The organism is Polaribacter reichenbachii (genome assembly GCF_001975665.1).
Lineage (GTDB): Bacteria > Bacteroidota > Bacteroidia > Flavobacteriales > Flavobacteriaceae > Polaribacter > Polaribacter reichenbachii.
In genome coordinates this window covers 128,755-150,373 of the sequence record NZ_CP019419.1, presented here as the reverse complement: position 1 = coordinate 150,373, position 21,619 = coordinate 128,755, and the positions used below count along the sequence as shown (strand labels likewise).

29 protein-coding genes are annotated in these 21,619 nt (G+C 29.1%); 9 read left to right on the top strand and 20 right to left on the bottom strand.

Translation table 11 applies throughout. The features are described from left to right. Positions 1-78: 78 nt before the first annotated feature. On the bottom strand, positions 79-1,986 hold the full coding sequence (gene dnaK / locus BW723_RS00630; protein WP_068358692.1) for a molecular chaperone DnaK: 1,908 nt from the start codon (positions 1,984-1,986) through the stop codon (positions 79-81). 248 nt (positions 1,987-2,234) lie between these two features. Between dnaK and BW723_RS00625 the strand changes: the two genes are divergently transcribed. Then, entirely contained in the window at positions 2,235-2,573 is a 339-nt protein-coding gene (locus BW723_RS00625) for a DUF2853 family protein (protein ID WP_068358689.1), read from the top strand. Between the two features lie 87 nt (positions 2,574-2,660). Continuing rightward, the gene (locus BW723_RS00620; protein ID WP_068358686.1) at positions 2,661-4,085 is read left to right on the top strand and encodes an L-serine ammonia-lyase; all 1,425 of its coding nucleotides are present in this window, start codon (positions 2,661-2,663) and stop codon (positions 4,083-4,085) included. Between the two features lie 78 nt (positions 4,086-4,163). On the opposite strand, the gene BW723_RS00615 is transcribed toward BW723_RS00620, so the two are convergent. Together BW723_RS00615 and yaaA are read right to left on the bottom strand one after the other, a co-directional pair. Further along, the gene (locus BW723_RS00615) at positions 4,164-4,808 is read right to left on the bottom strand and encodes a SanA/YdcF family protein (RefSeq protein ID WP_068358683.1); all 645 of its coding nucleotides are present in this window, start codon (positions 4,806-4,808) and stop codon (positions 4,164-4,166) included. Between the two features lie 2 nt (positions 4,809-4,810). Beyond that, on the bottom strand, positions 4,811-5,569 hold the full coding sequence (gene yaaA / locus BW723_RS00610) for a peroxide stress protein YaaA (protein WP_068358680.1): 759 nt from the start codon (positions 5,567-5,569) through the stop codon (positions 4,811-4,813). Between the two features lie 216 nt (positions 5,570-5,785). On the opposite strand from yaaA, the gene BW723_RS00605 reads away from it, so the two are divergent. From BW723_RS00605 to BW723_RS00575, 7 genes are all read left to right on the top strand, one after another. Continuing rightward, positions 5,786-6,295 carry an RNA polymerase sigma factor gene (locus BW723_RS00605; RefSeq protein WP_226789192.1) on the top strand — a complete coding sequence of 170 codons (510 nt, stop codon included), beginning with the start codon at positions 5,786-5,788 and terminating at the stop codon, positions 6,293-6,295. Positions 6,296-6,338: 43 nt separating this feature from the next. Then, complete coding sequence (locus BW723_RS00600) at positions 6,339-6,872, top strand: hypothetical protein (protein ID WP_068358675.1); 534 nt, start codon at positions 6,339-6,341, stop codon at positions 6,870-6,872. 81 nt (positions 6,873-6,953) lie between these two features. Then, the gene (locus tag BW723_RS00595) at positions 6,954-7,826 is read left to right on the top strand and encodes a hypothetical protein (protein WP_068358673.1); all 873 of its coding nucleotides are present in this window, start codon (positions 6,954-6,956) and stop codon (positions 7,824-7,826) included. Between the two features lie 45 nt (positions 7,827-7,871). Next, on the top strand, positions 7,872-8,345 hold the full coding sequence (locus BW723_RS00590) for a hypothetical protein (protein WP_068358670.1): 474 nt from the start codon (positions 7,872-7,874) through the stop codon (positions 8,343-8,345). A 79-nt stretch (positions 8,346-8,424) separates the two neighbouring features. After that, complete coding sequence (locus tag BW723_RS17600; protein ID WP_162274026.1) at positions 8,425-9,279, top strand: hypothetical protein; 855 nt, start codon at positions 8,425-8,427, stop codon at positions 9,277-9,279. A gap of 58 nt (positions 9,280-9,337) precedes the next feature. Beyond that, complete coding sequence (locus BW723_RS00580; RefSeq protein ID WP_068358662.1) at positions 9,338-9,664, top strand: ArsR/SmtB family transcription factor; 327 nt, start codon at positions 9,338-9,340, stop codon at positions 9,662-9,664. Between the two features lie 19 nt (positions 9,665-9,683). Next, entirely contained in the window at positions 9,684-10,151 is a 468-nt protein-coding gene (locus tag BW723_RS00575; protein WP_068358659.1) for a DUF6428 family protein, read from the top strand. Positions 10,152-10,245: 94 nt separating this feature from the next. Here BW723_RS00575 and BW723_RS00570 read toward each other — a convergent pair whose 3' ends face one another. The 17 genes from BW723_RS00570 to BW723_RS00495 form a co-directional block, all read right to left on the bottom strand. Then, entirely contained in the window at positions 10,246-10,608 is a 363-nt protein-coding gene (locus BW723_RS00570; protein WP_068358657.1) for a nuclear transport factor 2 family protein, read from the bottom strand. 113 nt (positions 10,609-10,721) lie between these two features. Then, the gene (locus tag BW723_RS00565) at positions 10,722-12,023 is read right to left on the bottom strand and encodes a cryptochrome/photolyase family protein (protein ID WP_068358742.1); all 1,302 of its coding nucleotides are present in this window, start codon (positions 12,021-12,023) and stop codon (positions 10,722-10,724) included. Positions 12,024-12,042: 19 nt separating this feature from the next. Next, positions 12,043-12,510, bottom strand: a complete 468-nt coding sequence (locus tag BW723_RS00560; RefSeq protein WP_068358654.1) for an SRPBCC family protein — start codon at positions 12,508-12,510, stop codon at positions 12,043-12,045. Between the two features lie 6 nt (positions 12,511-12,516). Continuing rightward, positions 12,517-13,314, bottom strand: a complete 798-nt coding sequence (locus tag BW723_RS00555; RefSeq protein ID WP_068358739.1) for a DUF3050 domain-containing protein — start codon at positions 13,312-13,314, stop codon at positions 12,517-12,519. A gap of 15 nt (positions 13,315-13,329) precedes the next feature. After that, positions 13,330-13,791 (bottom strand): TspO/MBR family protein, encoded by a 462-nt coding sequence (locus tag BW723_RS00550; protein ID WP_068358652.1) that lies wholly within the window; start codon positions 13,789-13,791, stop codon positions 13,330-13,332. A gap of 2 nt (positions 13,792-13,793) precedes the next feature. Continuing rightward, positions 13,794-13,964, bottom strand: coding sequence for a Lacal_2735 family protein (locus BW723_RS17660; RefSeq protein WP_139059077.1), 171 nt, complete (start codon positions 13,962-13,964; stop codon positions 13,794-13,796). A gap of 5 nt (positions 13,965-13,969) precedes the next feature. Continuing rightward, positions 13,970-14,443 carry a glutathione peroxidase gene (locus BW723_RS00545; RefSeq protein ID WP_068358648.1) on the bottom strand — a complete coding sequence of 158 codons (474 nt, stop codon included), beginning with the start codon at positions 14,441-14,443 and terminating at the stop codon, positions 13,970-13,972. A gap of 8 nt (positions 14,444-14,451) precedes the next feature. After that, on the bottom strand, positions 14,452-15,135 hold the full coding sequence (locus tag BW723_RS00540; RefSeq protein WP_068358647.1) for an SDR family NAD(P)-dependent oxidoreductase: 684 nt from the start codon (positions 15,133-15,135) through the stop codon (positions 14,452-14,454). A 5-nt stretch (positions 15,136-15,140) separates the two neighbouring features. Beyond that, positions 15,141-15,356 carry a hypothetical protein gene (locus BW723_RS00535; RefSeq protein WP_068358645.1) on the bottom strand — a complete coding sequence of 72 codons (216 nt, stop codon included), beginning with the start codon at positions 15,354-15,356 and terminating at the stop codon, positions 15,141-15,143. A gap of 75 nt (positions 15,357-15,431) precedes the next feature. Further along, positions 15,432-15,659 (bottom strand): hypothetical protein, encoded by a 228-nt coding sequence (locus BW723_RS00530; RefSeq protein WP_068358643.1) that lies wholly within the window; start codon positions 15,657-15,659, stop codon positions 15,432-15,434. A gap of 3 nt (positions 15,660-15,662) precedes the next feature. Beyond that, a complete protein-coding gene (gene folE / locus BW723_RS00525; RefSeq protein WP_068358641.1) occupies positions 15,663-16,361 on the bottom strand; it encodes a GTP cyclohydrolase I FolE in 699 nt (232 codons plus the stop codon). 61 nt (positions 16,362-16,422) lie between these two features. Continuing rightward, positions 16,423-16,698, bottom strand: coding sequence for a TIGR03643 family protein (locus BW723_RS00520; protein WP_068358638.1), 276 nt, complete (start codon positions 16,696-16,698; stop codon positions 16,423-16,425). A gap of 8 nt (positions 16,699-16,706) precedes the next feature. Continuing rightward, positions 16,707-17,141, bottom strand: coding sequence for a hypothetical protein (locus BW723_RS00515; protein ID WP_068358633.1), 435 nt, complete (start codon positions 17,139-17,141; stop codon positions 16,707-16,709). A gap of 90 nt (positions 17,142-17,231) precedes the next feature. Next, positions 17,232-18,719 (bottom strand): cryptochrome/deoxyribodipyrimidine photo-lyase family protein, encoded by a 1,488-nt coding sequence (locus BW723_RS00510; RefSeq protein ID WP_068358630.1) that lies wholly within the window; start codon positions 18,717-18,719, stop codon positions 17,232-17,234. After that, positions 18,712-20,196 carry a cryptochrome/photolyase family protein gene (locus BW723_RS00505; RefSeq protein ID WP_068358628.1) on the bottom strand — a complete coding sequence of 495 codons (1,485 nt, stop codon included), beginning with the start codon at positions 20,194-20,196 and terminating at the stop codon, positions 18,712-18,714. The genes BW723_RS00510 and BW723_RS00505 overlap by 8 nt, the downstream gene beginning before the upstream one ends. Next, a complete protein-coding gene (locus tag BW723_RS00500) occupies positions 20,197-21,507 on the bottom strand; it encodes a DASH family cryptochrome (RefSeq protein WP_068358626.1) in 1,311 nt (436 codons plus the stop codon). Beyond that, positions 21,477-21,617, bottom strand: a complete 141-nt coding sequence (locus BW723_RS00495; RefSeq protein WP_076686290.1) for a DUF2256 domain-containing protein — start codon at positions 21,615-21,617, stop codon at positions 21,477-21,479. Before BW723_RS00495 ends, BW723_RS00500 begins: the two co-directional genes overlap by 31 nt. Positions 21,618-21,619 lie beyond the last annotated feature (2 nt).

The following is a 21,619-nucleotide window of genomic DNA, read 5'->3' as shown; positions in this document are numbered from 1 at the left end:
TAAGTGATATTCAAGATCCTAAAACTTGTTTAGGATTAGCGATTCACACAAATTTCTATAGAAACTTTGTTGCTCTGCTTATTTTACTTCTTCGAAATCTACATCTTCTACATTATCTCCTTGGTCTGCACCAGCTTCTGGTTGTCCTTGAGCTTCTGCACCAGGATTACCTCCTCCTGCAGCTTGTTCTGCAGCATACATTTCTTCTGAGGCAACTTTCCAAGCTTCATTAATCTTTTCCATAGCAGCATCAATTTGTGCTAAGTCTTTAGATTCGTGAGCAGCTTTTAATTCTACTAAAGCAGCTTCAATTGGGTCTTTTTTATCCGCAGATAATTTATCACCAAATTCTTTTAATTGCTTTTCTGTTTGAAAAATCATAGAGTCAGCTCCATTTACTTTTTCTGCAGTTTCTTTAGCCGCTTTATCAGCATCAGCATTTGCTTCTGCATCTTGCTTCATTTTTTCGATTTCTTCTTCAGATAAACCAGAAGAAGCTTCGATTCTAATCTCGTGAGACTTGTTTGTTCCTTTATCTAAAGCAGAAACTTTAATAATACCATTGGCATCAATATCAAAAGTTACTTCAATTTGAGGAACTCCTCTTTGTGCTGGTGGTAAACCATCTAAATGGAAACGACCAATTGTATTATTATCTGCAGCCATTGCTCTTTCTCCTTGTAAAACGTGAATTTCTACAGAAGGTTGATTATCTACAGCAGTTGAAAATACTTGAGATTTTTTTGTTGGGATTGTTGTGTTTGCATCAATTAATTTTGTAAAAACATTACCCATAGTTTCAATACCTAATGATAAAGGTGTAACGTCTAATAACAATACATCTTTTACATCACCAGTTAAAACTCCACCTTGAATTGCAGCTCCTAAAGAAACAACTTCATCAGGATTTACACCTTTACTTGGTGCTTTACCAAAGAATTTTTCTACAGCTTCTTGAATTGCAGGTATTCTTGTAGAACCACCAACTAAGATAATTTCATCAATTTCTGAAGTTGATAAATCAGCATTTTTTAATGCAGTTTTACAAGGCTCAATTGTTCTTTTGATTAAATCATCGATTAATTGCTCAAATTTAGCTCTAGATAAAGTTCTTACCAAGTGTTTTGGTCCGCTAGCAGTTGCTGTAACATAAGGTAAGTTAATTTCTGTAGAAGAAGAACTAGATAATTCTATCTTCGCTTTTTCTGCAGCTTCTTTTAAACGTTGTAAAGCCATTGGGTCTTTACGTAAATCTATACTTTCTTCAGCTTCAAATTCGCTAGCTAACCAGTTAATGATTTTCTCATCAACATCATCACCACCTAAATGCGTATCTCCATCAGTAGCTAATACTTCAAAAACTCCATCTCCTAATTCTAAGATAGAAACATCATGTGTACCACCACCAAAATCAAAAACAACAATTTTCTTATCGTCATTTGCTTTGTCCATTCCATAAGCTAATGCAGCAGCAGTTGGCTCATTTATAATTCTTTCTACTTTTAAACCAGCAATTTCACCAGCTTCTTTTGTAGCTTGTCTTTGTGCATCGTTAAAGTAAGCAGGTACAGTAATTACAGCAGCAGATACATCAGTACCTAAATAGTCTTCTGCAGTTTTTTTCATTTTTTGTAACACCATTGCAGAAATTTCTTGAGGTGTATATAAACGACCATCAATATCTACTCTAGGCGTATCATTATCACCCTTTACAACTTTGTAAGGTACTCTTTTTACTTCTTGAGAAGATTCAGAGAATTTATTACCCATAAAACGTTTAATAGAATAAACTGTTTTTGTTGGGTTTGTAACTGCTTGTCTTTTTGCAGGATCACCAATTTTACGTTCTCCTCCTTCTACAAAGGCAACAATAGATGGTGTCGTTCTTTTTCCTTCAGCATTAGGAATTACAACTGGCTCATTTCCTTCCATTACAGAAACACAAGAGTTCGTTGTTCCTAAATCGATTCCAATTATTTTACTCATAATAATTATTTTATATTAATTTTTTAAATTCAATTTTACAATGTGTATTAGTCAAAGGCTATGCCAACCGCTTTTTACATAGAAATTGTCAGTTTTTTTTTAAAAGACATTCATAGTTATGACAATATGACACAACTTGTAAATCCTACAACTCAACGAATTCTACTTTACTTAAATCATTTATTTTTATATATTTGAGTAATTCTTAAGGAATTAAAGAATCCTATAATTAACTTAAATAAATAACGATGAGTAAATTTGACGAGAAAGTAGCACAGTATTCTAAATTTATGGATGAAAAAGGGCTAAAGTATGATGCAGACTTATTAAAAGCTGTAACAAAAGGTTTAGGTCCATCTATCTACAAAAGAGATGCTGAGACTGTATCTGGTTCAGATGCTAAAGAATTAGCCACTGTAAAAAAGAATTTTTTAATGAAAAAGTTAGGTTTAGAAGATACACCTGCTTTAGATGAAGCCATTGCAAAAGTAATTGAAGCTATTGGAAAATCGGAAAGAAGTAAATACAGAGCTGTTGTATACTATATGTTAGCTGTTGAATTTGGTAAAGAATCTATCTATAGCTAAAATAGAGCTTTATAATTATTATAAAAAATCCAACTCATTGAGTTGGATTTTTTATTTTTACACCCTAAAATTAAATCGTTTTTACGAATGTCGCAATTTATTAGTGTGTTTGATATGCTTAAAATTGGTGTTGGTCCATCAAGTTCGCATACATTAGGTCCTTGGAGAGCTGCCCAAGAATGGGTTCATAAATTAAGAACAACTAGTTTGTTTGATAAAATTGATGCTGTAAAAGTAGATTTATATGGTTCTTTATCTTTAACAGGTAAAGGGCACGCAACTGATTTAGCTATTCTATTGGGTTTAAGCGAAGCTGATCCTGAATATATACCCATAGAAGATATTGCTATTATTGTAGATCGTATTAATACTCAAGAAGAAATCTATTTTAAAGGTGGTAAAAAAATCCCTTTTTATAAAAATTCTATCGTTTTTAATCGAGATTTTTTGCCTTTTCATTCTAATGGGGTCACTTTTAGAGGTTTTTCTGATGGAATAGAAGTATTAACAGAAACGTATTATTCTATTGGAGGTGGTTTTATTATTCAAGAGGATAATAATTTAGAGGATGAAATAGAAATTAACAAACAAAATTTCCCTTTTCCTATAAATAGAGCTAAGCAATTAGAAGAGTATTGTGAAAAAGAGAATTTATTAATTTCTGATATTGTTTTTAAAAATGAATTAGAAATCAATACAGAAGAAAAAATTGATTTTGAATTGCACAGAATTTGGGATACAATGTTAGAATGTATGTACATTGGTTGCCATACAAAAGGCATACTTCCTGGAGGTTTAAATGTAAAACGTAGGGCTTTTGATATTCAAGAAAAATTGATAAAAGATGCAGCATATACAAATCCTAAAGAATGGATTACTGCCATAAGAAGTTCTGAAGTAAAATTTAGAGAAATTTTAAAATGGGTAAGCTGTTTTGCGCTTTCTGTAAATGAAGTTAATGCATCTTTAGGTAGGGTAGTAACTGCACCAACCAATGGAAGTGCAGGGGTTATACCAGCTGTTTTAATGTATTATTTGGTGATAGAAAATCACGAAGCAGGTTTTAAAGAAATAAAACAATTCTTATTAACAGCTGGTGAAATTGGTAGTATCTTTAAGAAAAATGCTACAATATCTGCAGCAATGGGTGGTTGCCAAGCAGAAATAGGTGTATCTTCTGCAATGGCTGCAGCAGCTTTAACAGAATTATTAGGTGGTACACCAGCTCAATCTTTAGTAGCTGCAGAAATCGCAATGGAACATCATTTAGGATTAACCTGCGATCCTATAGGAGGTTTGGTACAAGTACCTTGTATAGAGCGTAATTCTATGGGAGCCATAAAAGCAATTAACGCTGCAGAAATGGCTTTAGAAACCAATCCAAAAGAAGTAAAAGTGCCATTAGATAAAGTAATTGATACTATGTGGGAAACAGCAAAAGATATGCACAAGAATTATAAAGAAACTTCAGAAGGTGGTTTGGCTATAAATGTTGGTTTAGCAGATTGTTAGTGTTCAGTTTGCAGTATTCAGTGAGCAGTAACAGTTTACATTATAAAAAACACTACTGTTAGTTTAAGAAGCAGTCTCTTATTTGATTTCTATTTGATCTCCTAAAAATTTGGGTTTTATATTAAAAATAATATCAACAAAAACTTTAACTCTTGCAAGATATTCTCTTATTTCAACTTTAATTCCTGATTTTCCATTAACATCTTTTGCATTGAATCCAATTGCTTTAATATCGTAGTGCTCAGCTAAATAAATAGCTCTTTCATTATGGAATCTTTGCGATATAATAGTTACTGAATTTTGACCAAATATTTCTTTTATTCTAACAACAGAATCTAAAGTTCTAAAACCTGCATAATCTAAAAATATTTTATTTTCAGGTATTCCTGCTTTTAATAAGTCATTTTTAAAATCTGTGGGTTCATCATAACTTTTAGAACCATTATCACCACTAATTACAATAAATTTAATTTTACCAGAATTAAATAGTTGAATTGCAGCTTCTAACCTGTATTTGTAATATAGATTTATTCTACCATTACTCAGTTCTTTAGCTGTTCCTAAAATTAATCCTACTTTATTTGCAGGCATATATTTAGTTTCTGAAAAAACTTTTTCAGTTGCATTTTTTTCTATAATTGCATTAGAAATGAATATACTAATTAAACAAAACAGACCAAAAAAAAGTAAAATCTTTAATGATTTAAAAACCAATTTTTTCATTATTATCTAGTAAAAACCAATTCTGTATCCGTAGACATTTCTTCAGAAAAACGGTATTTATCAACATTAAAACCTTTTAAATCGTCTATGGTTTTTACGTTATTTTCTATAATATAACGAACCATTAAACCACGAGCAATTTTAGCGTAGGTCATTATGGTTTTATATTGTCCGTTTTTAAAATCTTTAAAAACAGGTGTAATCATTGGTACTTTTAAAACCTTTTTAGGCAAAGCTTTAAAATATTCTGCACTTGCTAAATTAATTAAAATTTCATTATCTTCTAATTCATCATTTAAAGATTTAGCTAAAGTATCGTCCCAAAATTTATATAAATTATCTCTTCTGCCTACTTTTAATTTTGTACCCATTTCTAATCTGTAAGGCTGAATCAAATCTAAAGGTTTTAATAAGCCATATAAACCCGATAAAATTCGTAATCTATCTTGCAAAAGTGGCAATTTTTCTTCGGGTATAGAATTTACATCAATACCTTGAAAAACTGCGCCAGTAAATGCATAAATGGCTTGTTTCGAATTTTCAGGATTGAAAGGCGTTTCCCAAGTTTGATTACGTTCGTAGTTTAAACTCGCTAAATCATCAGAAATTTTCATTAAGTCAGAAAGCTTCTTTTTAGAAAGTGTTTTAAGTTTCTTATTCAGTTTTTCAGATTGCTCTAAAAAACGAGGTTGTGTATGTAAACTTGTTGGTACTTTACTTTCGAAATCTAAAGATTTTGCTGGAGATATAATGATTTTCATTTGTTATAATTTTCTAATGTAAAAATACTAAGGTTTCTAAAATTTCTCAAGTAAACAGATCAATTTATATTGATAAAACTATTTGAAAAATTTATCAGATTTAATCAGTTTGTTTTTTTCTGACCTTTAAAATCAAACTATTTCATTTATCTTAGGTCTAAAGAATAGTAATCAACCAAAAATAACTTGAGTAAAGACGCTGAGCTTGTAAAAAAGTTGAAGAATCCTGCACTAAAAGATACAGCTTTTAGTGAGTTGCTTAACGTCTATCAAGAACGTTTGTATTGGCATATCAGAAAAATTGTGGGTACCCATGAAAACGCAGATGATGTTTTGCAGAATACTTTTATCAGAATTTATAAAAGTATAGCTAATTTTCAAGAAAAGAGTAGTTTACATACTTGGATGTACAGAATTGCCTATAATGAATCTATCCGTTTTTTAGATAAAAATAAAAAAAGAAGTCATCAAAATTTAGAAACAGTTTCAGAAACTACTTTACAAGTTTTGTTTGAAGATGAATATTTTGATGGTGATGAAATTCAGAAAAAATTAAATACAATTATAGACGGATTTAAAGAGAAACAAAAACGTGTTTTTCAAATGAAATATTTTGATGATTTAAGTTTCAGGCAAATTTCTGAGGTTTTAGACGTGTCTGAAAGTACACTAAAATCTATCTATTATGCAGCCGTTAAAATTATTGAACAAAAAATATTTTTGTAATAATCAACTAAATAAAATTAGCAAGGTCTAAGAATTATATATTATGGAAAAATCAACAGAAAATAATAACAAACCAAACTTTTTAAAAGAAGGTTTACAAGGTGATATTTCTAAACATCATAAAGAATATTTAGGTACAACTATTCCTAAAGATTATTTTGCACAATCTAAAATCTCAATTTTAGATAAAATTAAAGAAGAAGCTAGACTAGAAGAGGAGCCAAAAAAACAAATGGTTTTTTATCTACAACCTCAGTTTAAATACATTGCTGCAGCAACTTTAGTTTTTATATTAAGTCTTACAGTTTGGTTGCAAAATAGTAACAATGCAAATGTAATAATTGAAACAAATTTAGAAGAACTAACTTTTTCTGATGATGTTTTAATCAACTCTTTATTAATTGAAGATTCAGAAATAGATGCTTTTACAGATGCAACATTATTTAATGAAATTGTGGTAAAAGCAGAACTTACTGAACAAAAAATGGATAATTTAATTTTAAATTCACTTATTGTAGAAGATTCATTATTAGATAATTATATAGATTATGAATTATTGGAAACCATCATCTTGTAAAAAAAATAAAAAATTTTCAAACTATTTTAAAAATTGTAGTTCTAAATAATTAGAAACAAAAATTAATTAAAAACTAAAATTATGAAGACCACAATTTCTAAAGAAAGCATTTTAAAATCTAGCATTTTGTTTTTTACAATAACTGCTTTTATTTTATCAGCATTATTATTTACATCTTGTTCAGATACTGAAAGTGTAGTAGTTAGTGATGATGAAGAATTAATCGAAAAAATAGAAAGTGCAGATAAAACAACAATAGAAGAAGCAAGTTTACCTTCAGCAACGTCATCAGTATTAAATGGAGATTTAGCAGATAGTTTTGTAGAAACTGTACAATTAGCTACTGAATTAGGTTATCAAGTTGCTTTGGTTTCTGATAATCTTTCTTTTGAAGAAACAAAAACTGATGTTTTCTTTTCTTTACAAGGCCGTCAATTAAATAGTACAAGTTCTAAAAGAGGAAAACATAGAAGTAAATGTTTTGAGTTTGTTTATCCTATTGATTTAATAATGCCAGATGATTCTTCTATCACTTTAAATAGTGCAGACGATTGGAGTTTAAAGAAAGATTGGTATGCAGCAAATCCAGATGCTACTGAAAGACCAGAATTGGTATACCCAGTAGATGTTACTTTAGAAGATGATACTGTGCAAACGTTATTAGATAGTGATGAGTTAGCCTCTGTAAGATCTTCTTGTAAAAAAGGTAAAGACAGAAGAAAATGTTTTAAATTGGTATTGCCAGTAAGTTTTACTATGGAAGATGGAACAGTAATCGAAGTTACAGAAAGAGCTGATTATAAATTATTAAGAGAATGGAAAAAAGCAAATCCAGATTCAACTGTAAAACCAGCCAAAATTTTTCCATTAGATATTGAATATAGAGATGGTACAATAGAAACAATTGCAGATGAAACAGCTTATGAAGCTGCTAAAGACAGTTGTTCAATTTAATTTGTAAATTTGTACTTTAGATTTTTTGTAGTGTAAAATAAAAAAATGAAATTAAAAAACATCATATTAACAGTTAGCTTTTTAGGTTTGATGCTATTTAATACAACACTTTTTGCTCAAGATTCTAATTATAATTTGATTAAAAAAGAGCTTACACAAAAGCAAATTGATTTGTTGCAGAAAGAAAGAGAAGTAATGAAAACAAATCGCGAGGCTTTTAAAGCATCTTTAACCACAGAACAATTGGCTATTTTAAAAGATAAAACTATTTCTAAAACAGAAATGAAACAACGTTTAGTAGCTACTTTTTCTGCAGATCAAAAAAATATGGTTCAGAGTCAGCAGGTTCGTTTAAGAAAAACTAGAGAAAGTTTTAGAAAGACTTTAACTAGCGAGCAAAGAAAAATGCTAAAAGAACGAATTGATAAAATCAGAAATTCTAAAGATAGAGGAGAATTGAAAGATGGACCAAGAATAAATAACGAAAAAGATAAAAAAGTTAGAAATCGGGGGATATAATAACTTTTAGGTATTTATGGTGCATTTATATCAAGGATTAAAAACAACTTTACAAGTATATGGGTTGCTATTGTTTTCAATGGCAACCTCTTTTTGTTCTTATGCACAAGATAAAAATTTAGATAATCTAGACGATTTAGATGGTTTAATTGATGAACTTTTTTTTAATGATCAACAATTTTTAGACGAATTATTAGAGAGTGATTTTTCTTATAATTTTTTATACACATCTCTTTCTTACAACAGCAATACTTATTTTTCTGGTAGAGATTCTGGCACAGATCAGTTTCATATAATTCCGCAAATTTCTTATTATCATTCTTCTGGTTTTAATGCCAGTATTTCCGGAATTTATTATCAAAATTTTGCCCCAAGTTGGGATTTTACCAGCCTTTCTTTAGGCTATTTTAATACCCTAGGTAAAACTAAAAATGTTAGCTATAATTTAGGTTATACTCGATTTTTTTATGCTGATGGTTACAATGTTTTTACAAATTCTTTTGATGTTAGTTTAGGAATCAGAAACACAAAACGCACAATAGGTAGCACTTTAGCAGCTTCTTATATATTTGGCACAGATAAATCTTATCAACTTGTTTCTAACACTTTTGGCAATATCAATTTAAAAAGAAAACCAAATTTTGCTTTAAGACTTAGACCAAATATTAGTTTTATTATTGCAAATCAGACTGTTAGTTTCGATGTTAGAAGGTTAACTCCTTCTGGTTTTAGAACATTTACTTACACACAAGATGTTTTTAATTTATTAAACACTCAAATTTCAATTCCTTTATCAATTTCTACCAATTCTTGGGATTTTGAGTTGGGGTATAATTTAAATTTACCGAAAGCATTTACCAACGAGACAGAATTAAATACAACAAGTTTTTTTAATATTTCTGTGGGATATATGTTTGATTTAAATAAAAAATAGGATTTATTTTTTTATTTATCTACTTAATCGTAATATTGCAATAAATAAATGTAGTAGTATGGGCTTAACTAAATCAGAAATATTTACAGACGAACAAAATGAAATTGCAGCCATTGCAAAGGTATTAGGACACCCAGCAAGAATTGCAATTTTAGATTATATCATCAAATTAAAATCTTGTGTTTGTGGAGATTTAGTAAAAGAAATTGGTTTAGCACAACCCACTATTTCTCAGCATTTAAAAGAATTAAAAAAAGTAGGAATTTTAAAAGGAACCATAGAAGGTACAAGTGTTTGTTATTGTATAGATGATGAAAATTGGAAAGAAATAAATAATAAATTGAGTAAATTTTTAAGTAAAAATCCAACTGAAAGTTGTTGTTAAAAAATTAAAAAAATAAATTATGAAATTATCAGAAATTAAACATCACCTAAAAAACTTAAAAACTATTGGTTTTCAATTACCAAATGGAGAGTTAGTTCCTGCACATTTTCACGTAACAGAAGTGGGTAGAATAACAAAAGATTTTATAGATTGTGGAGGTAAAGTAAGAACCGAAACTGTTATTAATTTTCAACTTTGGGAAGAAAATGATTATGATCACAGATTGCATCCAGAGAAATTAGTTAAAATTATTGAATTGTCTGAACGTATTTTTAAGTTTGATGATTTAGAAATTGAAGTAGAATACCAAGGCAAAGAAACTATTGGCAAATACAATTTAGATTTTGATGGTAAAAACTTTTTATTAACCTCAAAAATTACAGCTTGTTTGGCATTAGATGCTTGCGGAATTCCTGAAGCTAAACCTAAAGTAAAGTTAGCAGAAATACAAAGTTCTTGTTGTAGCCCTAGTTCTGGTTGTTGTTAGTTGATAACTACTGTAATTTAGTTTAAAATTTTAATAAAAAGTATAAAAAAAAGCTTCAAGAAATTGAAGCTTTTTAAGTCAAGAATAATAATTTTTACATCGAATAGAAAAATTGCTCCGTAACAATTTTGCCATCTTCTACACTAAAAACGCAAACTTCTTCCATTTGTTGTCTACCTCTGCTTTTAAATGTCACATCAAAGCTCATTTTACTGGTAAAATAGTTATCAGCAACAACAGGATCAGAAATTTCTCCACTATGAAATTCAATAACATCATCTAACCACTGTTTGCTTTTCTCTAAAACCTCTTTTTTGCCTGTAAGTACTTCACCATAAGGTACACCAGGCATTTCTTTACTAACAATATTATCTGCATAAAGTTCTTCTATGCATTCTAAATTTTTACCTTCTTGGCACATTTGCTGCCATTTTTTTGCTACTTCTAATGTATTCATAATTTTAAGTTTTTAGTGATTGCTTAAAGTTATAAAAAAATGAAATATAAAAGTTTAAATAATTGTTAGTTTTATTTATTTAAAAAAATGACAATTTTAAGCATTTCAGTTCATTAAGAAACAGCTTCTTTATACACTTTTAAGCAACGTTCTCTAGCTGCTTTATGTTCTACAATTTCTTTAGCGTATGTTAATTCTTCAAATTCTGGCACCCATTTTTTAATGTATTGTAAGTCTTTATCAAACTTTTTAATTTGTGTTGTTGGGTTAAAAATTCTAAAATAAGGAGAAGCATCTACACCAGAACCAGCAACCCATTGCCAATTACCAATGTTACTTGCCATTTCGTAATCGTGTAATTTTTCTGCAAAATAAGCTTCGCCCCATTTCCAATCAATTAGCAAATGTTTGCATAAAAAACTACCTACTAACATGCGCACTCTATTGTGCATAAAACCAGTTTTGTTCAACTCACGCATACCAGCATCAACCAATGGATAACCAGTTTTTCCTTTGCACCAAGCATTAAATTCTGTCTCATTATTTCGCCAAATAATTCTATCGTATTTTGGTTTAAAACTAGCGTTTACAGTATGTGGAAAATGCCATAGAATTTGCATAAAAAATTCGCGCCAAATTAATTCTTTTAAGAAAGTAATATTATTACTTTTTTGCCCCTTTTCTACCATTTTTCTGATACTAACAGTACCAAAACGTAAATGTGTACCTAATTTTGATGTAGCATCTTTTGCTGGGAAATTTCTAGTTTCTTCATAATCATCAATTAATTTTGATGAGACTTTGAAAGAAGCTACTTTGATGTTAGATTTTGTAAAACCAATATCTGATAAACTTAAAAAAGAATGATTTTCATTTTTGATAAAATTGCCTAAATTTTCTTCTGACGGATAAAATTGAAGTCCTTTAAATTGAAGCGCTTCTAACCATTTTTTAGAATAAGGAGTGTAAACTTTGTACGCTGTTCCATCTTGTTTTACAATCTCGTTTCTTTCAAAAATTACTTGGTCTTTGTAAGTTTTAAAATCAATTTTTTTTGATGCTAAAAAGTCTTTAATTTCTAAATCTCTAGTTTTAGCATAAGGTTCATAATCGTGGTTTGTAAAAACACTATCAATATTATATTTTGCGGATAATTTTTGATAAATTTCTTTTGGTTTTCCTTTAAAAACAGCCAAAGAACTTCCAACTTTTTTTAAATGATTATTGATGTTTTCTAACTCTTGATGAATAAAAGTTACACGAGCATCATCTTTTGGTAATTTTGATAAAATATCATCATCAAAAATAAAAATAGGTAAAACGTTTTTACTTGATTTTAATGCGTGATATAATCCGCAGTTATCATTTAAACGTAAATCTCTTCTAAACCAAAAGATAGTAATTGCTGATTTCATTTTAAATTTTTTACAGAAATTATTGTTTGTATTCCCCAAAAAGTTCAACTAATTTTTTTTGACGATATGCAAATATTTCTTCCAATTTTGGTTTTACTAAAAAAGGTTGCACCATTTGCCCTAAAATGCCCATAGGTACTTTGTAATCTATAATATCTTCCATTTCTACACCACCATCAATTTTATTGATAAAATGTTTGTGATGCCATAAAGCATAAGGTCCAAAACGTTGCTCATCTACAAAATATTTTAGTTCTTTTACGTGTGTAATTTCGGTAACCCATTTTGTTTTTATTCCAAGAATTGGAGTAACAATATATTGAATAATTTGTCCAGAATACATAGGTTTATCTATATCAGAAATAATATCAAAACTCATATAATTTGGCGTAATTGTTTTTAGATTTTTTGGGCTTGATAAAAATTCCCAAGCTTTTTCTAAAGAAATTGGTAAGTTTTGTTTCTTATGTAAGGTATAGATTTTCAATGTTGTTTATTTTAAAATGGGTTTGGTATTATTCGATTCTTGATTTTTAATTAAATCGTTAATTCCGTCCCAAAGTTCAATTCTTTTTAATAAAGCTTTTCTAGCAACAATAGTTGCATTTTTCCATTTTTCATTATCATTACCACAAAGTTCTGCAACCATTTTTAAAGAAAGTGGTCCGTGTTCATCTCCATCAAGTTCAATATGCCTTTTTAAATAATACTTTAATTTGTAGTATAATTTATTTTCTGCATCAGCATTTTGTAGAATTTCTATAAACATATCTGGTATAATATCTTCTCTACCAAAAGTAAAAGCTGCAGCTATTAAATGTGGTTCTTTAGTATCAATAATAGAAAATGTGAATTTTAAAAAATCTACCACTTTTTGATTTAACTGTGTTTCACTAAATGTATAAGTTAATGGATTACCCTCAGAAATTAAGTTTATAAAAGTATCTATTTTATCCGTTTTTGCACCAATTTGCTGCATGGCATCAATGTACATCTCAAAATGACTTTTAGGTACTCCATTTTCATTTACATCACTTTCTTCTTCTCGAACAATTTCGTTTATAAAACGAGATAAAGTCGGATTTTTTGGTGGTGTCCAAGGAATATCGACATTAGTTAAATGGTTTTGTAAACTTTTTAAAAGCGACATAAAGTCCCAAACAGCATACACGTGGTTTTCCATAAAAATCTTAATATCATCTAAAGAATTTAAGTTTTTATAGAGTTTATGTTCTTTAAGTTTTGTTCTTAAATCAGCTATATTATTTTCAATATTTTGTACGTTATTCATACTACTTTTTATCATTTAATTATGAATTAAAATGTAAAGATTTAAAGAATTGGCAATGCACAACCAAATCATATAGGGTAAAAGTAAATATTTATAATTACTAACTTTAGTACTCAATTTAAAAAAATAATTAAATAGTAGAGCCGTTAATAACATAATGGTAATTAAGCCAAACAGTACTAGATGTTTATTAAAGAAAATGTAGTTCCAACTTACATTTAAAATAAATTGAAAAAGAAAAATAATTTTCATTTTCAAAGAATTTTCCTTAATAAATAGTTTGGATAAATAAATAGAGAAAAAAATCATTATTAGAGTCCAAGCTACACCAAAAGCCCAACCTGGAGGTGTCCAAGGAGCTTGATTTAAATTCGTGTACCAATCTGAAGTTGGGCCATTATTCATTAACCAACTACCAATTGCTAATCCTCCAAAATTAATCACTAAAAATAAAAAAGTAAGTTTTAATTGTTTCATACTTATTTTGCTTGTAAAACTTCTATTTTCTTTAAAAGTTGATCTGCTTCTAAATATTTTTGATCGCTATCGCTTCTATTTATTGATTGTAATTTAAAGGCTTCTTCCATCAATTTTTTATATTTTTCTTGAAGCTTTTCTATTTCTGATTTCTTTTTAAATAAGCCAAACATTCTTACTATTTTAAGTGTTTTGTAATTTTAGAACTTAATGGTTTTGTAATTGAAAAATAATAATCAATTAATTTACCTTCTGGAGAAACCAAGTATTTTTGGAAGTTCCATTTTACAGAAGAACTTTTTTTACCATTAAAATCTTTATTTGTTAGCCAGCTGTATAAAGGATGTTGGTTAATACCTTTAACATCAACTTTTTCTGTTATTAAGAAAGAAACTCCGTAATTTACTTCACAAAATTCTTCAATTTCATTAGCTTCTCCAGGTTCTTGTTTACCAAATTGATTACAAGGAACTCCAATAACAACTAATTTGTCTTTGAATTCTTGAGACAATGTTTCTAAATCTTTGTACTGAGGTGTAAATCCGCATTTAGAAGCCACATTCACAAATAAGATGTATTTCCCTTTAAAATCTGATAATTGTATAGGATTATTCTGGAGACTATTCATCTCTATGTTATAAATATCGGTCATAAATGTTGTTATATTTTAAAACTTACAATACCACAGTCTAACTCAAAAATTTGACCAGATATAGATTTTGCTTTATCAGAAATTAAAAAAGTAGCTAGATCTGCAACTTCATTTGGAGCCAAGAATTTTTTAAGAGGATGACGCTCTTTAATGCTATCTATTAAACGTTCGTTACGTAATAATTTAGCAGCCAAATCTGTATCAGTTACAGTAGGTGCAATTGCATTAACACGAATTGTTGGTGCAAATTCTGCACCTAAAGATTTGGTTAAACCTTCTACAGCAGATTTTGCTGCAGCAACGCTTGCGTGAAAAGGCATTCCTAATTTTGCAGCAACTGTGCTAAACAAGAGTATAGAAGGATTGTTTCCTTTTTTTAAAGAAGGTAAATAATGTTGAATTGCTCTTACAGCACCAATTACGTTAATTTCAAAATCGCTTCTGAAATCCTCTAATTTTAGTCTAGAAATTGGTTTTAAATTGATACTACCAGGACAATAGATTAACTTATCTATTTCTTCTATATTTGGTAAATCATCTATAAGAATATCACACGGATGGTGTGTTAAATTACTGTGAGGCTGCAAAGGCGCAGTTCTGCTAATGTTAATAATTTTGTTTTCATTAACCAAAGCATTGATAATTGAATTACCAATTCCTTTGCTTCCTCCAATAATTAAAATTTTATTCATTTGCTCTAAGGTCTTCCTTTTAAGCGCTTTTCAATTTTTTGTTTAACTGCGGTTAAGCGCTTCATTTGATCCATTATTTCTGGATCTTTATCTTGTTTGTATACTTCATTAAGCTCTAATATTAAAGCTTTAACCTCTCTTGAGGCCAATATTCTATCACTTGTTGTTTTAAATGAGAATTTTCTGTTCTCAAACTCTACAGCTCTTTCTAATAAATTCATTCTTTGGTTTCTCTCTTTTATCTAATTTGGCAATATAATTATAAAAGTTAGAATTGCAAGGAAAATCTGAAAATATTATGCTGCAGTAAGTGGTTTCCCTTTTAAACGCTTTTCAATTCTTTGCTTAATGGCTGTTAAACGTTTCATAATGTCCATTATATTTTTGTCTTTACTCTTTTTATAAACTTCGTTTAAATTTAAGATTAAAGATTTTGCTTCTCTTGCTGCTAAGATTCTGTCGCTTGTAGTTGGGAATCTCATTTTTCTTTTTTCGAATTCTAGTGCTTTTTCAATAAGTTCCATAACTTAATATTTTAATGTGTTTTGTAATTCAAGAATTTTATCTTGGTTGTTAAATTTACCACCAAAGTAAGAGGTTACTGTGGATGAAGTATCATCTTTAATGCCTCTAGATGATACACATAGATGTTTTGCGTCTATAATAACAGCAACATCTTCTGTTTCTAATATGTTTTTTAATTCTTCTGCAATTTGATTTGTTAATCGTTCTTGTACTTGTGGTCTTTTGGCATAATACTGTACAATTCTATTTAATTTTGATAAACCAATAACTTTACCAGATGAAATATAAGCAACGTGTGCTTTACCAATAATGGGCACAAAATGATGCTCGCAATTAGAATAAAAAGTAATATTTTTTTCTACCAACATTTGATTGTACTGGTATTTATTGTCAAACAATGCCACTTTTGGTTTATTGGCAGGGTTTAATCCTGAGAAAATTTCATCAATATACATTTTCGCAACTCTCTTTGGGGTTCCTTGTAAAGAATCATCCGTTAAATCTAGACCCATTACATCCATAATTTCAGAAAATAAATCTGCAATTTTTTCTTTCTTTTCATCATTAGAAAGTAAGAAAGCATCTTTTTTTATTGGGGTTTCTAAACCAGTATATAAATGGTCGTCTCCAATTTGTTCGAACGAAAAGCCATTTAATTTTTGGTCTGTTTGTTTTTCTTTAAGTACTACTTCTGTAATCATCATTTTGTCTTTTTAATGTGCTGTCTTTAAGTACCCTAATCTTAAAAGCAAAGCACTGTTTTTATCTTTTTGCTATAGAGTTATTTGATATTGATTTTTGTCTAGAACATTTAAATCTCCCTTTTGCAAATGTTCTTAATTTTTCGTGTTTTGTTTTTCTTCCTTGCACTCTTTTCCTCCACATTTTAAAACTGGAGGTTCTCATTTCTTTTCGCATTAAATCAATAACTTCTTGTTCTTTTAATCCGAATTGAAATTTAATGGCATCAAAAGTTGTGCGGTCTTCCCAAGCCATCTCTATTATTCTATCAATTGCTATTCCATCTAACTTCATCATCAATAGAATTAATTTATAACATCATAGAAATCGTACTCTTTGTCGTTTTCTATTTTTAGGTTGATTATTTTGTCGAGAAACTTCTTGTTTTCTTTCAATAATTTATTGTTTTTAAAACGAACAAAATTACCTTGAGCGTGAATGCTAAAACCAGAAGTTTTATACGTGTGTAATTGATAAAAAGGAATTGCCCAACTAAAATTTTGCAAGCCTTTATTTATGTGTAATAAAATCCCTTTTTCTCTTAGTTCAATGTTTCCATAATTAATATCAGCAACCGAATTCATATATTTTAAGAAACTTGGGCTAACTTCATCTATCATCATTCTTTTAGAACCAGTTCCTTTCATTTTTATCGATTGTAAAAACGAGAAAGGCTTGCCTAATAAATCATTAAACATCGCTTTAGCTTCTTTATTTGTATGTGTGGTATTATAAATCATTTACACATCAAATATAATAATGTTTAATAAAATAAGCAAATAGTTAAACAAAAATTAACAAAGCATTATAATTTGTTCAATTACTTTGTGTTAATCTGTGTTTAGCATTCTTTTTCTGTCGGATAAAGTGTGCTTTTTTAGAATCCTATAATTTTCTGAAATTACCTCTGGATTTGTTCGCATAGCAAAAAGAACATCGCTTGCTTTTTTTCTGGCAGTTTTGCCATCAACAATAGGAAAAGGGTAATTTTCTCCCAATTTAAAATTATTGAATTGCTCATCCATAGGAGTCATTAAATAAGGCTCGTGAATAAAAGCCAAAGGTAAATTTGCCAATTCTGGTACCCATTTTTTTATAAAAGTGGCATCTGCATCGTGTTCTAAACTATTTTTTATAGGATTGTAAATTCTGATGTTATTGATACCTGTTTCAGCAGCTTGCATTTGTAATTGAGGAAAATGTATACCAGGTTCAAAATCTAAAAATTGTTTTGATAAATGATGTGTAGCATCTTGCCAAGGTTGCCATAAAATATGTGTAAAAAATGAAACCAACATAGAGCGCATTCTAAAATTTAAGTAACCAGTTTCTACCAAACAACGCATACTCGCATCTACTAAAGGGAATCCAGTTTGACCTTCTTTCCAAGCTTTTTGATAGGCTTTAGACAGATGTTTCTTTAATTTATGATAGCCTTTATTTACACTTGCTTCTTCCATTGTGTGCTCCATTTCAAACTTTTGAATAAAATGTGCCTGCCATCTTAATCTAGAAATAAATGCACCTAAATGTCTTTTGTTTTCATCAGTAATAATATCTTGTGCTTTTTGATAAATTTGACGAATAGAAACATTTCCCCAAGCTATATAAGGAGATAACCTGCTAGAACTTTCTCGAGATAAAGCTGGTTTAGAAATATGGTACATATAGTTTTTATGCCTTTCTTTAAAAAAACCATTGGCATACCTCCAAGCCATTTTTGTGCCTCCTTTTTGAAAATACGGATGTTTTTCGGTTTGTAAATTGGTTACAATAAAACTTTTTTCTAAGTCTTTTATTTCATCAACAGTGATTAAATTTTCTGTATCAAAAGTATATTTTAACTCAGGCGAATTCATATATTCATCCCATTTTTCAAACCAATTTTCTCTGTTTAATAATCCTCTTAAAACACCATTATTATTGTTTTCTATCCAATTGATGTTGTTGTTTCTGCAGTATCTTTTAAAATCTTTATCTCTATTATAAGTAATTAATAATCCTGTTTCTTGATGCGAAAAAACAGTATCTATTTTAAAATAACTTTGTAATTGATTAAAAACCGTAATTACTTCTGAATTTACCGCAAGAATTTTTGTGTTGTACTGTTCTAAATCTTCATTAAGATCTATGATGGATTGTTTTATAAAATCCCAATGACGTTTACTGTAATGAGCATTATCAATTAAAGAATTCTCAAAAACATAGATACATAAAACACGTTTTTTAGACTGTAAAGCATTGTAAATTGCCTCATTATCTTGCAAACGTAAATCGCGTTTTAACCAAACAATATTTATTTTTTCTCTGTTACTCATTGTCTAATTGCTTAAAAAATTTGGCAGCATTATTAAAATGTATTTCCTTTTTATCTTGTGCCATTTTGTCGAAAGTCCTAATTAGCATTCCTAATCTTGGGTTGCTTAAAAAGAATGTTCTGTGTTTGTCCATAAACGTCCAAAACAAACCATCCCAAGTAGCTTGCCAACTACCTTTTTTGTAATTACTCATTTTCATAAGATAATTACTGCTGCTTATATACGGTTTTGTGCTCATTAAACCACCATCTGCAAACAAACTCATTCCATATACATTGGGCACCATAACCCAATCATAAGCATCAATAAAAAGTTCCATAAACCATTGGTACACTTCATCAGGATCAAACTCACACAAAACCATAAAGTTTCCTAAAATCATTAAACGTTCTATGTGATGTGCGTAAGCAGTTTTGTTTACTTTTTTAATAACATTGTCTACAGGTAAAATTCCTGTTGTGCCATTGTAAAACGATTTAGGAATTTTTCTAGAAAATTTCCAGAAATTTTTAGTGCGTTCTTCAGTTCCTTTTGCTTCGTAAACGCCTCTAATAAATTCGCGCCAACCTAAAATTTGACGCACAAAACCTTCAGTAGAATTGATAGGAATATCATTTTTATGAGCAAATTCAATTGCTTTTTCTATAACTTCTAACGGATTTAATAAGCCTACATTAATTAAAGGTGATAACAAACTGTGATTTAAAAAATGTTCTTCTTTAACAATAGCATCTTCATAATTGCCAAATTCGTGAAAACGGATTTCAAAAAAATCAGTCAACCATTTTTCTGCGGATTTAAAATCAACAGGATACACCACAAAATCACTAAATTTTCCATAATTATTAGCAAAATTTAAGTTTACATATTCAATCGCTTCTTTATGATATTTGCTTTGTGCAGGAAATTGAATATGTGGTGCATTTTTTCCTTTCGGATATTTTTTTCGGTTTTCATCATCAAACGTCCATTTACCACCAGCAGGATTTTTTCCATCCATTAAAATATCTCTTTTTTTTCTTTCGGATTTGTAAAAAGAAGTTTGAAAATATTTCTTTTTTGATGGTTTAAAAAAGTTAGCTAATTCTTCTTTTGTATTGATAAATAAAGGGTTATTGTACCAAACTATTTCTAAATTTCCTTTTTTTTGATGGATGTGTTTCTGCAACCAATTATCTGTAGGGTCTATAAAATGAACTTTTGTAACACCCTTTTTTTCTAGATTTGGTAGTAATTTTCTAATATCAGATAATTCGTTTATGGCTTCTATGTATTGAACTTTTTTACCAGATTCAATTAAAAAATTTTCATAAGCTTTCATTGTAGCTCTATGAAAACTAATTTTTTGTTGATGAAATTTATACTGATTAAAAAACAAATATTCTTCAACTAAAATGATGTGATCAGCTACATCTAGAACTTCAGAAGTTTTAAATAATTGATGAGGAAAAATAATATGTATTTCTTTATTATTCATTTAAAACAAAGTTTTTTCTAACCATAAATTTCTAAATTTATAGCTGGCATCATAACGTTCTGCTTGTAATTGTGTGTTGAATTTTCTGTCTCTTGGGTCATTACCAACGCCAGCAACATACATCCAATTACCATAATTGCTGTGCACATCATAATCTAATAACATAGATTCAAAATAGGCTGCTCCAATTCGCCAATCTTGTAGTAATTCTTTAGCAAAATAAGAAGCCACATTTTGTCTGCCTCTGTTGCTCATCCAGCCTGTGTTTTTCAGTTCTAGCATATTTGCGTTTACAAAATCGTCTTTGGTTTCTCCATTTATCCAATTTTGTATGCTGTTTTTATCGGTATTCCAATGATAATTTCTGTCTAGAATTCCGCCAATTTTAAAAATTTTAGTATTGTATTTTAAAGAAATATATTTGAAATAATCTCGCCAAATCAACTCAAAAATTACCCAATAAGTAGATTGATTTTTGCCAAATTTGGTTTCGTATTTTTTTACTTGATGATAAATTGTTTTTGCTGATAAACTACCATTTGCCAACCAAGGAGAAAATTTTGTAGAATAATCTTTACCTACTAAACCATTTCTATTTTTTTTGTAAAAGCTTACTTTTTTGCTATCAAACAAATAGTAGTTTAATCTTTTTAAAGCTTCAGTTTCTCCACCTTTAAAAGAAAAAGCAGTTTTAGGATGCATTTCAAAATTAGAAAAACCCAAATCTTTTAAACTCGGAATTTCAGTTGTATTTTCAATTTTATTTGTTTCAGAAAGTGGATTAACACATACAACTTCTTGAATGCGAACATACTTTTCTAGCTTTTTTCTGAATTGCGTAAAAACATCAGGAATATTAGTAGAATTGTTAGAAACTGTTTCTGGATGATATAAAAACTGATCGAAATCTTCAATAAGTTTCACATCACTTTTTATGCTTTTTTTGATGGTATTATTGGTGTCAACTTCTTCTGTAGTCCATTCTTTTTGAGTGTAGATAGCATCCACAGAAAATTCATCACACAAAGCAGAAATTTTATTTTCTGGAGCATCAAAATAGGTAAGGAGTGTAATATTTAATTGGGTTAAACTTTGTTTTAAATTGCTGATAGTTTCAATTAAAAATTGCGCTCTAAATTTCTCAGTTTTTTTAAATCCGAAGAAATCAACACTAAAATATTTTGGATCAAAAAAATAGACAGCAATTACTTTTTTATTTTGATTAATAGCTTTTTGTAAAGAAACATTATCAGTTGTTCGTAAATTATTACGAAACCATATTAAGCCATTTGTGTTTTGTTTCTCCTGCATTTTTCGCTGCAATATTTAACGTTTTCCCAATTCTTTTCCCACTTTTTGCGCCAGTTAAAAGGTCTGTTACAAACTGGGCAATCTTTAGAAGGAAGATTTTCTTTTTTCAAAA

Coding starts and splice junctions, on each gene's coding strand:
- dnaK (WP_068358692.1), bottom strand. CDS start 1,986: ATGAGTAAAATAATTGGAATCGATTTAGGAACAACGAACTCTTGTGTT.
- BW723_RS00625 (WP_068358689.1), top strand. CDS start 2,235: ATGAGTAAATTTGACGAGAAAGTAGCACAGTATTCTAAATTTATGGAT.
- BW723_RS00620 (WP_068358686.1), top strand. CDS start 2,661: ATGTCGCAATTTATTAGTGTGTTTGATATGCTTAAAATTGGTGTTGGT.
- BW723_RS00615 (WP_068358683.1), bottom strand. CDS start 4,808: ATGAAAAAATTGGTTTTTAAATCATTAAAGATTTTACTTTTTTTTGGT.
- yaaA (WP_068358680.1), bottom strand. CDS start 5,569: ATGAAAATCATTATATCTCCAGCAAAATCTTTAGATTTCGAAAGTAAA.
- BW723_RS00600 (WP_068358675.1), top strand. CDS start 6,339: ATGGAAAAATCAACAGAAAATAATAACAAACCAAACTTTTTAAAAGAA.
- BW723_RS00595 (WP_068358673.1), top strand. CDS start 6,954: ATGAAGACCACAATTTCTAAAGAAAGCATTTTAAAATCTAGCATTTTG.
- BW723_RS00590 (WP_068358670.1), top strand. CDS start 7,872: ATGAAATTAAAAAACATCATATTAACAGTTAGCTTTTTAGGTTTGATG.
- BW723_RS17600 (WP_162274026.1), top strand. CDS start 8,425: ATGGCAACCTCTTTTTGTTCTTATGCACAAGATAAAAATTTAGATAAT.
- BW723_RS00580 (WP_068358662.1), top strand. CDS start 9,338: ATGGGCTTAACTAAATCAGAAATATTTACAGACGAACAAAATGAAATT.
- BW723_RS00575 (WP_068358659.1), top strand. CDS start 9,684: ATGAAATTATCAGAAATTAAACATCACCTAAAAAACTTAAAAACTATT.
- BW723_RS00570 (WP_068358657.1), bottom strand. CDS start 10,608: ATGAATACATTAGAAGTAGCAAAAAAATGGCAGCAAATGTGCCAAGAA.
- BW723_RS00565 (WP_068358742.1), bottom strand. CDS start 12,023: ATGAAATCAGCAATTACTATCTTTTGGTTTAGAAGAGATTTACGTTTA.
- BW723_RS00555 (WP_068358739.1), bottom strand. CDS start 13,314: ATGAATAACGTACAAAATATTGAAAATAATATAGCTGATTTAAGAACA.
- BW723_RS00550 (WP_068358652.1), bottom strand. CDS start 13,791: ATGAAACAATTAAAACTTACTTTTTTATTTTTAGTGATTAATTTTGGA.
- BW723_RS17660 (WP_139059077.1), bottom strand. CDS start 13,964: ATGTTTGGCTTATTTAAAAAGAAATCAGAAATAGAAAAGCTTCAAGAA.
- BW723_RS00545 (WP_068358648.1), bottom strand. CDS start 14,443: ATGACCGATATTTATAACATAGAGATGAATAGTCTCCAGAATAATCCT.
- BW723_RS00540 (WP_068358647.1), bottom strand. CDS start 15,135: ATGAATAAAATTTTAATTATTGGAGGAAGCAAAGGAATTGGTAATTCA.
- BW723_RS00535 (WP_068358645.1), bottom strand. CDS start 15,356: ATGAATTTATTAGAAAGAGCTGTAGAGTTTGAGAACAGAAAATTCTCA.
- BW723_RS00530 (WP_068358643.1), bottom strand. CDS start 15,659: ATGGAACTTATTGAAAAAGCACTAGAATTCGAAAAAAGAAAAATGAGA.
- folE (WP_068358641.1), bottom strand. CDS start 16,361: ATGATTACAGAAGTAGTACTTAAAGAAAAACAAACAGACCAAAAATTA.
- BW723_RS00520 (WP_068358638.1), bottom strand. CDS start 16,698: ATGATGAAGTTAGATGGAATAGCAATTGATAGAATAATAGAGATGGCT.
- BW723_RS00515 (WP_068358633.1), bottom strand. CDS start 17,141: ATGATTTATAATACCACACATACAAATAAAGAAGCTAAAGCGATGTTT.
- BW723_RS00510 (WP_068358630.1), bottom strand. CDS start 18,719: ATGAGTAACAGAGAAAAAATAAATATTGTTTGGTTAAAACGCGATTTA.
- BW723_RS00505 (WP_068358628.1), bottom strand. CDS start 20,196: ATGAATAATAAAGAAATACATATTATTTTTCCTCATCAATTATTTAAA.
- BW723_RS00500 (WP_068358626.1), bottom strand. CDS start 21,507: ATGCAGGAGAAACAAAACACAAATGGCTTAATATGGTTTCGTAATAAT.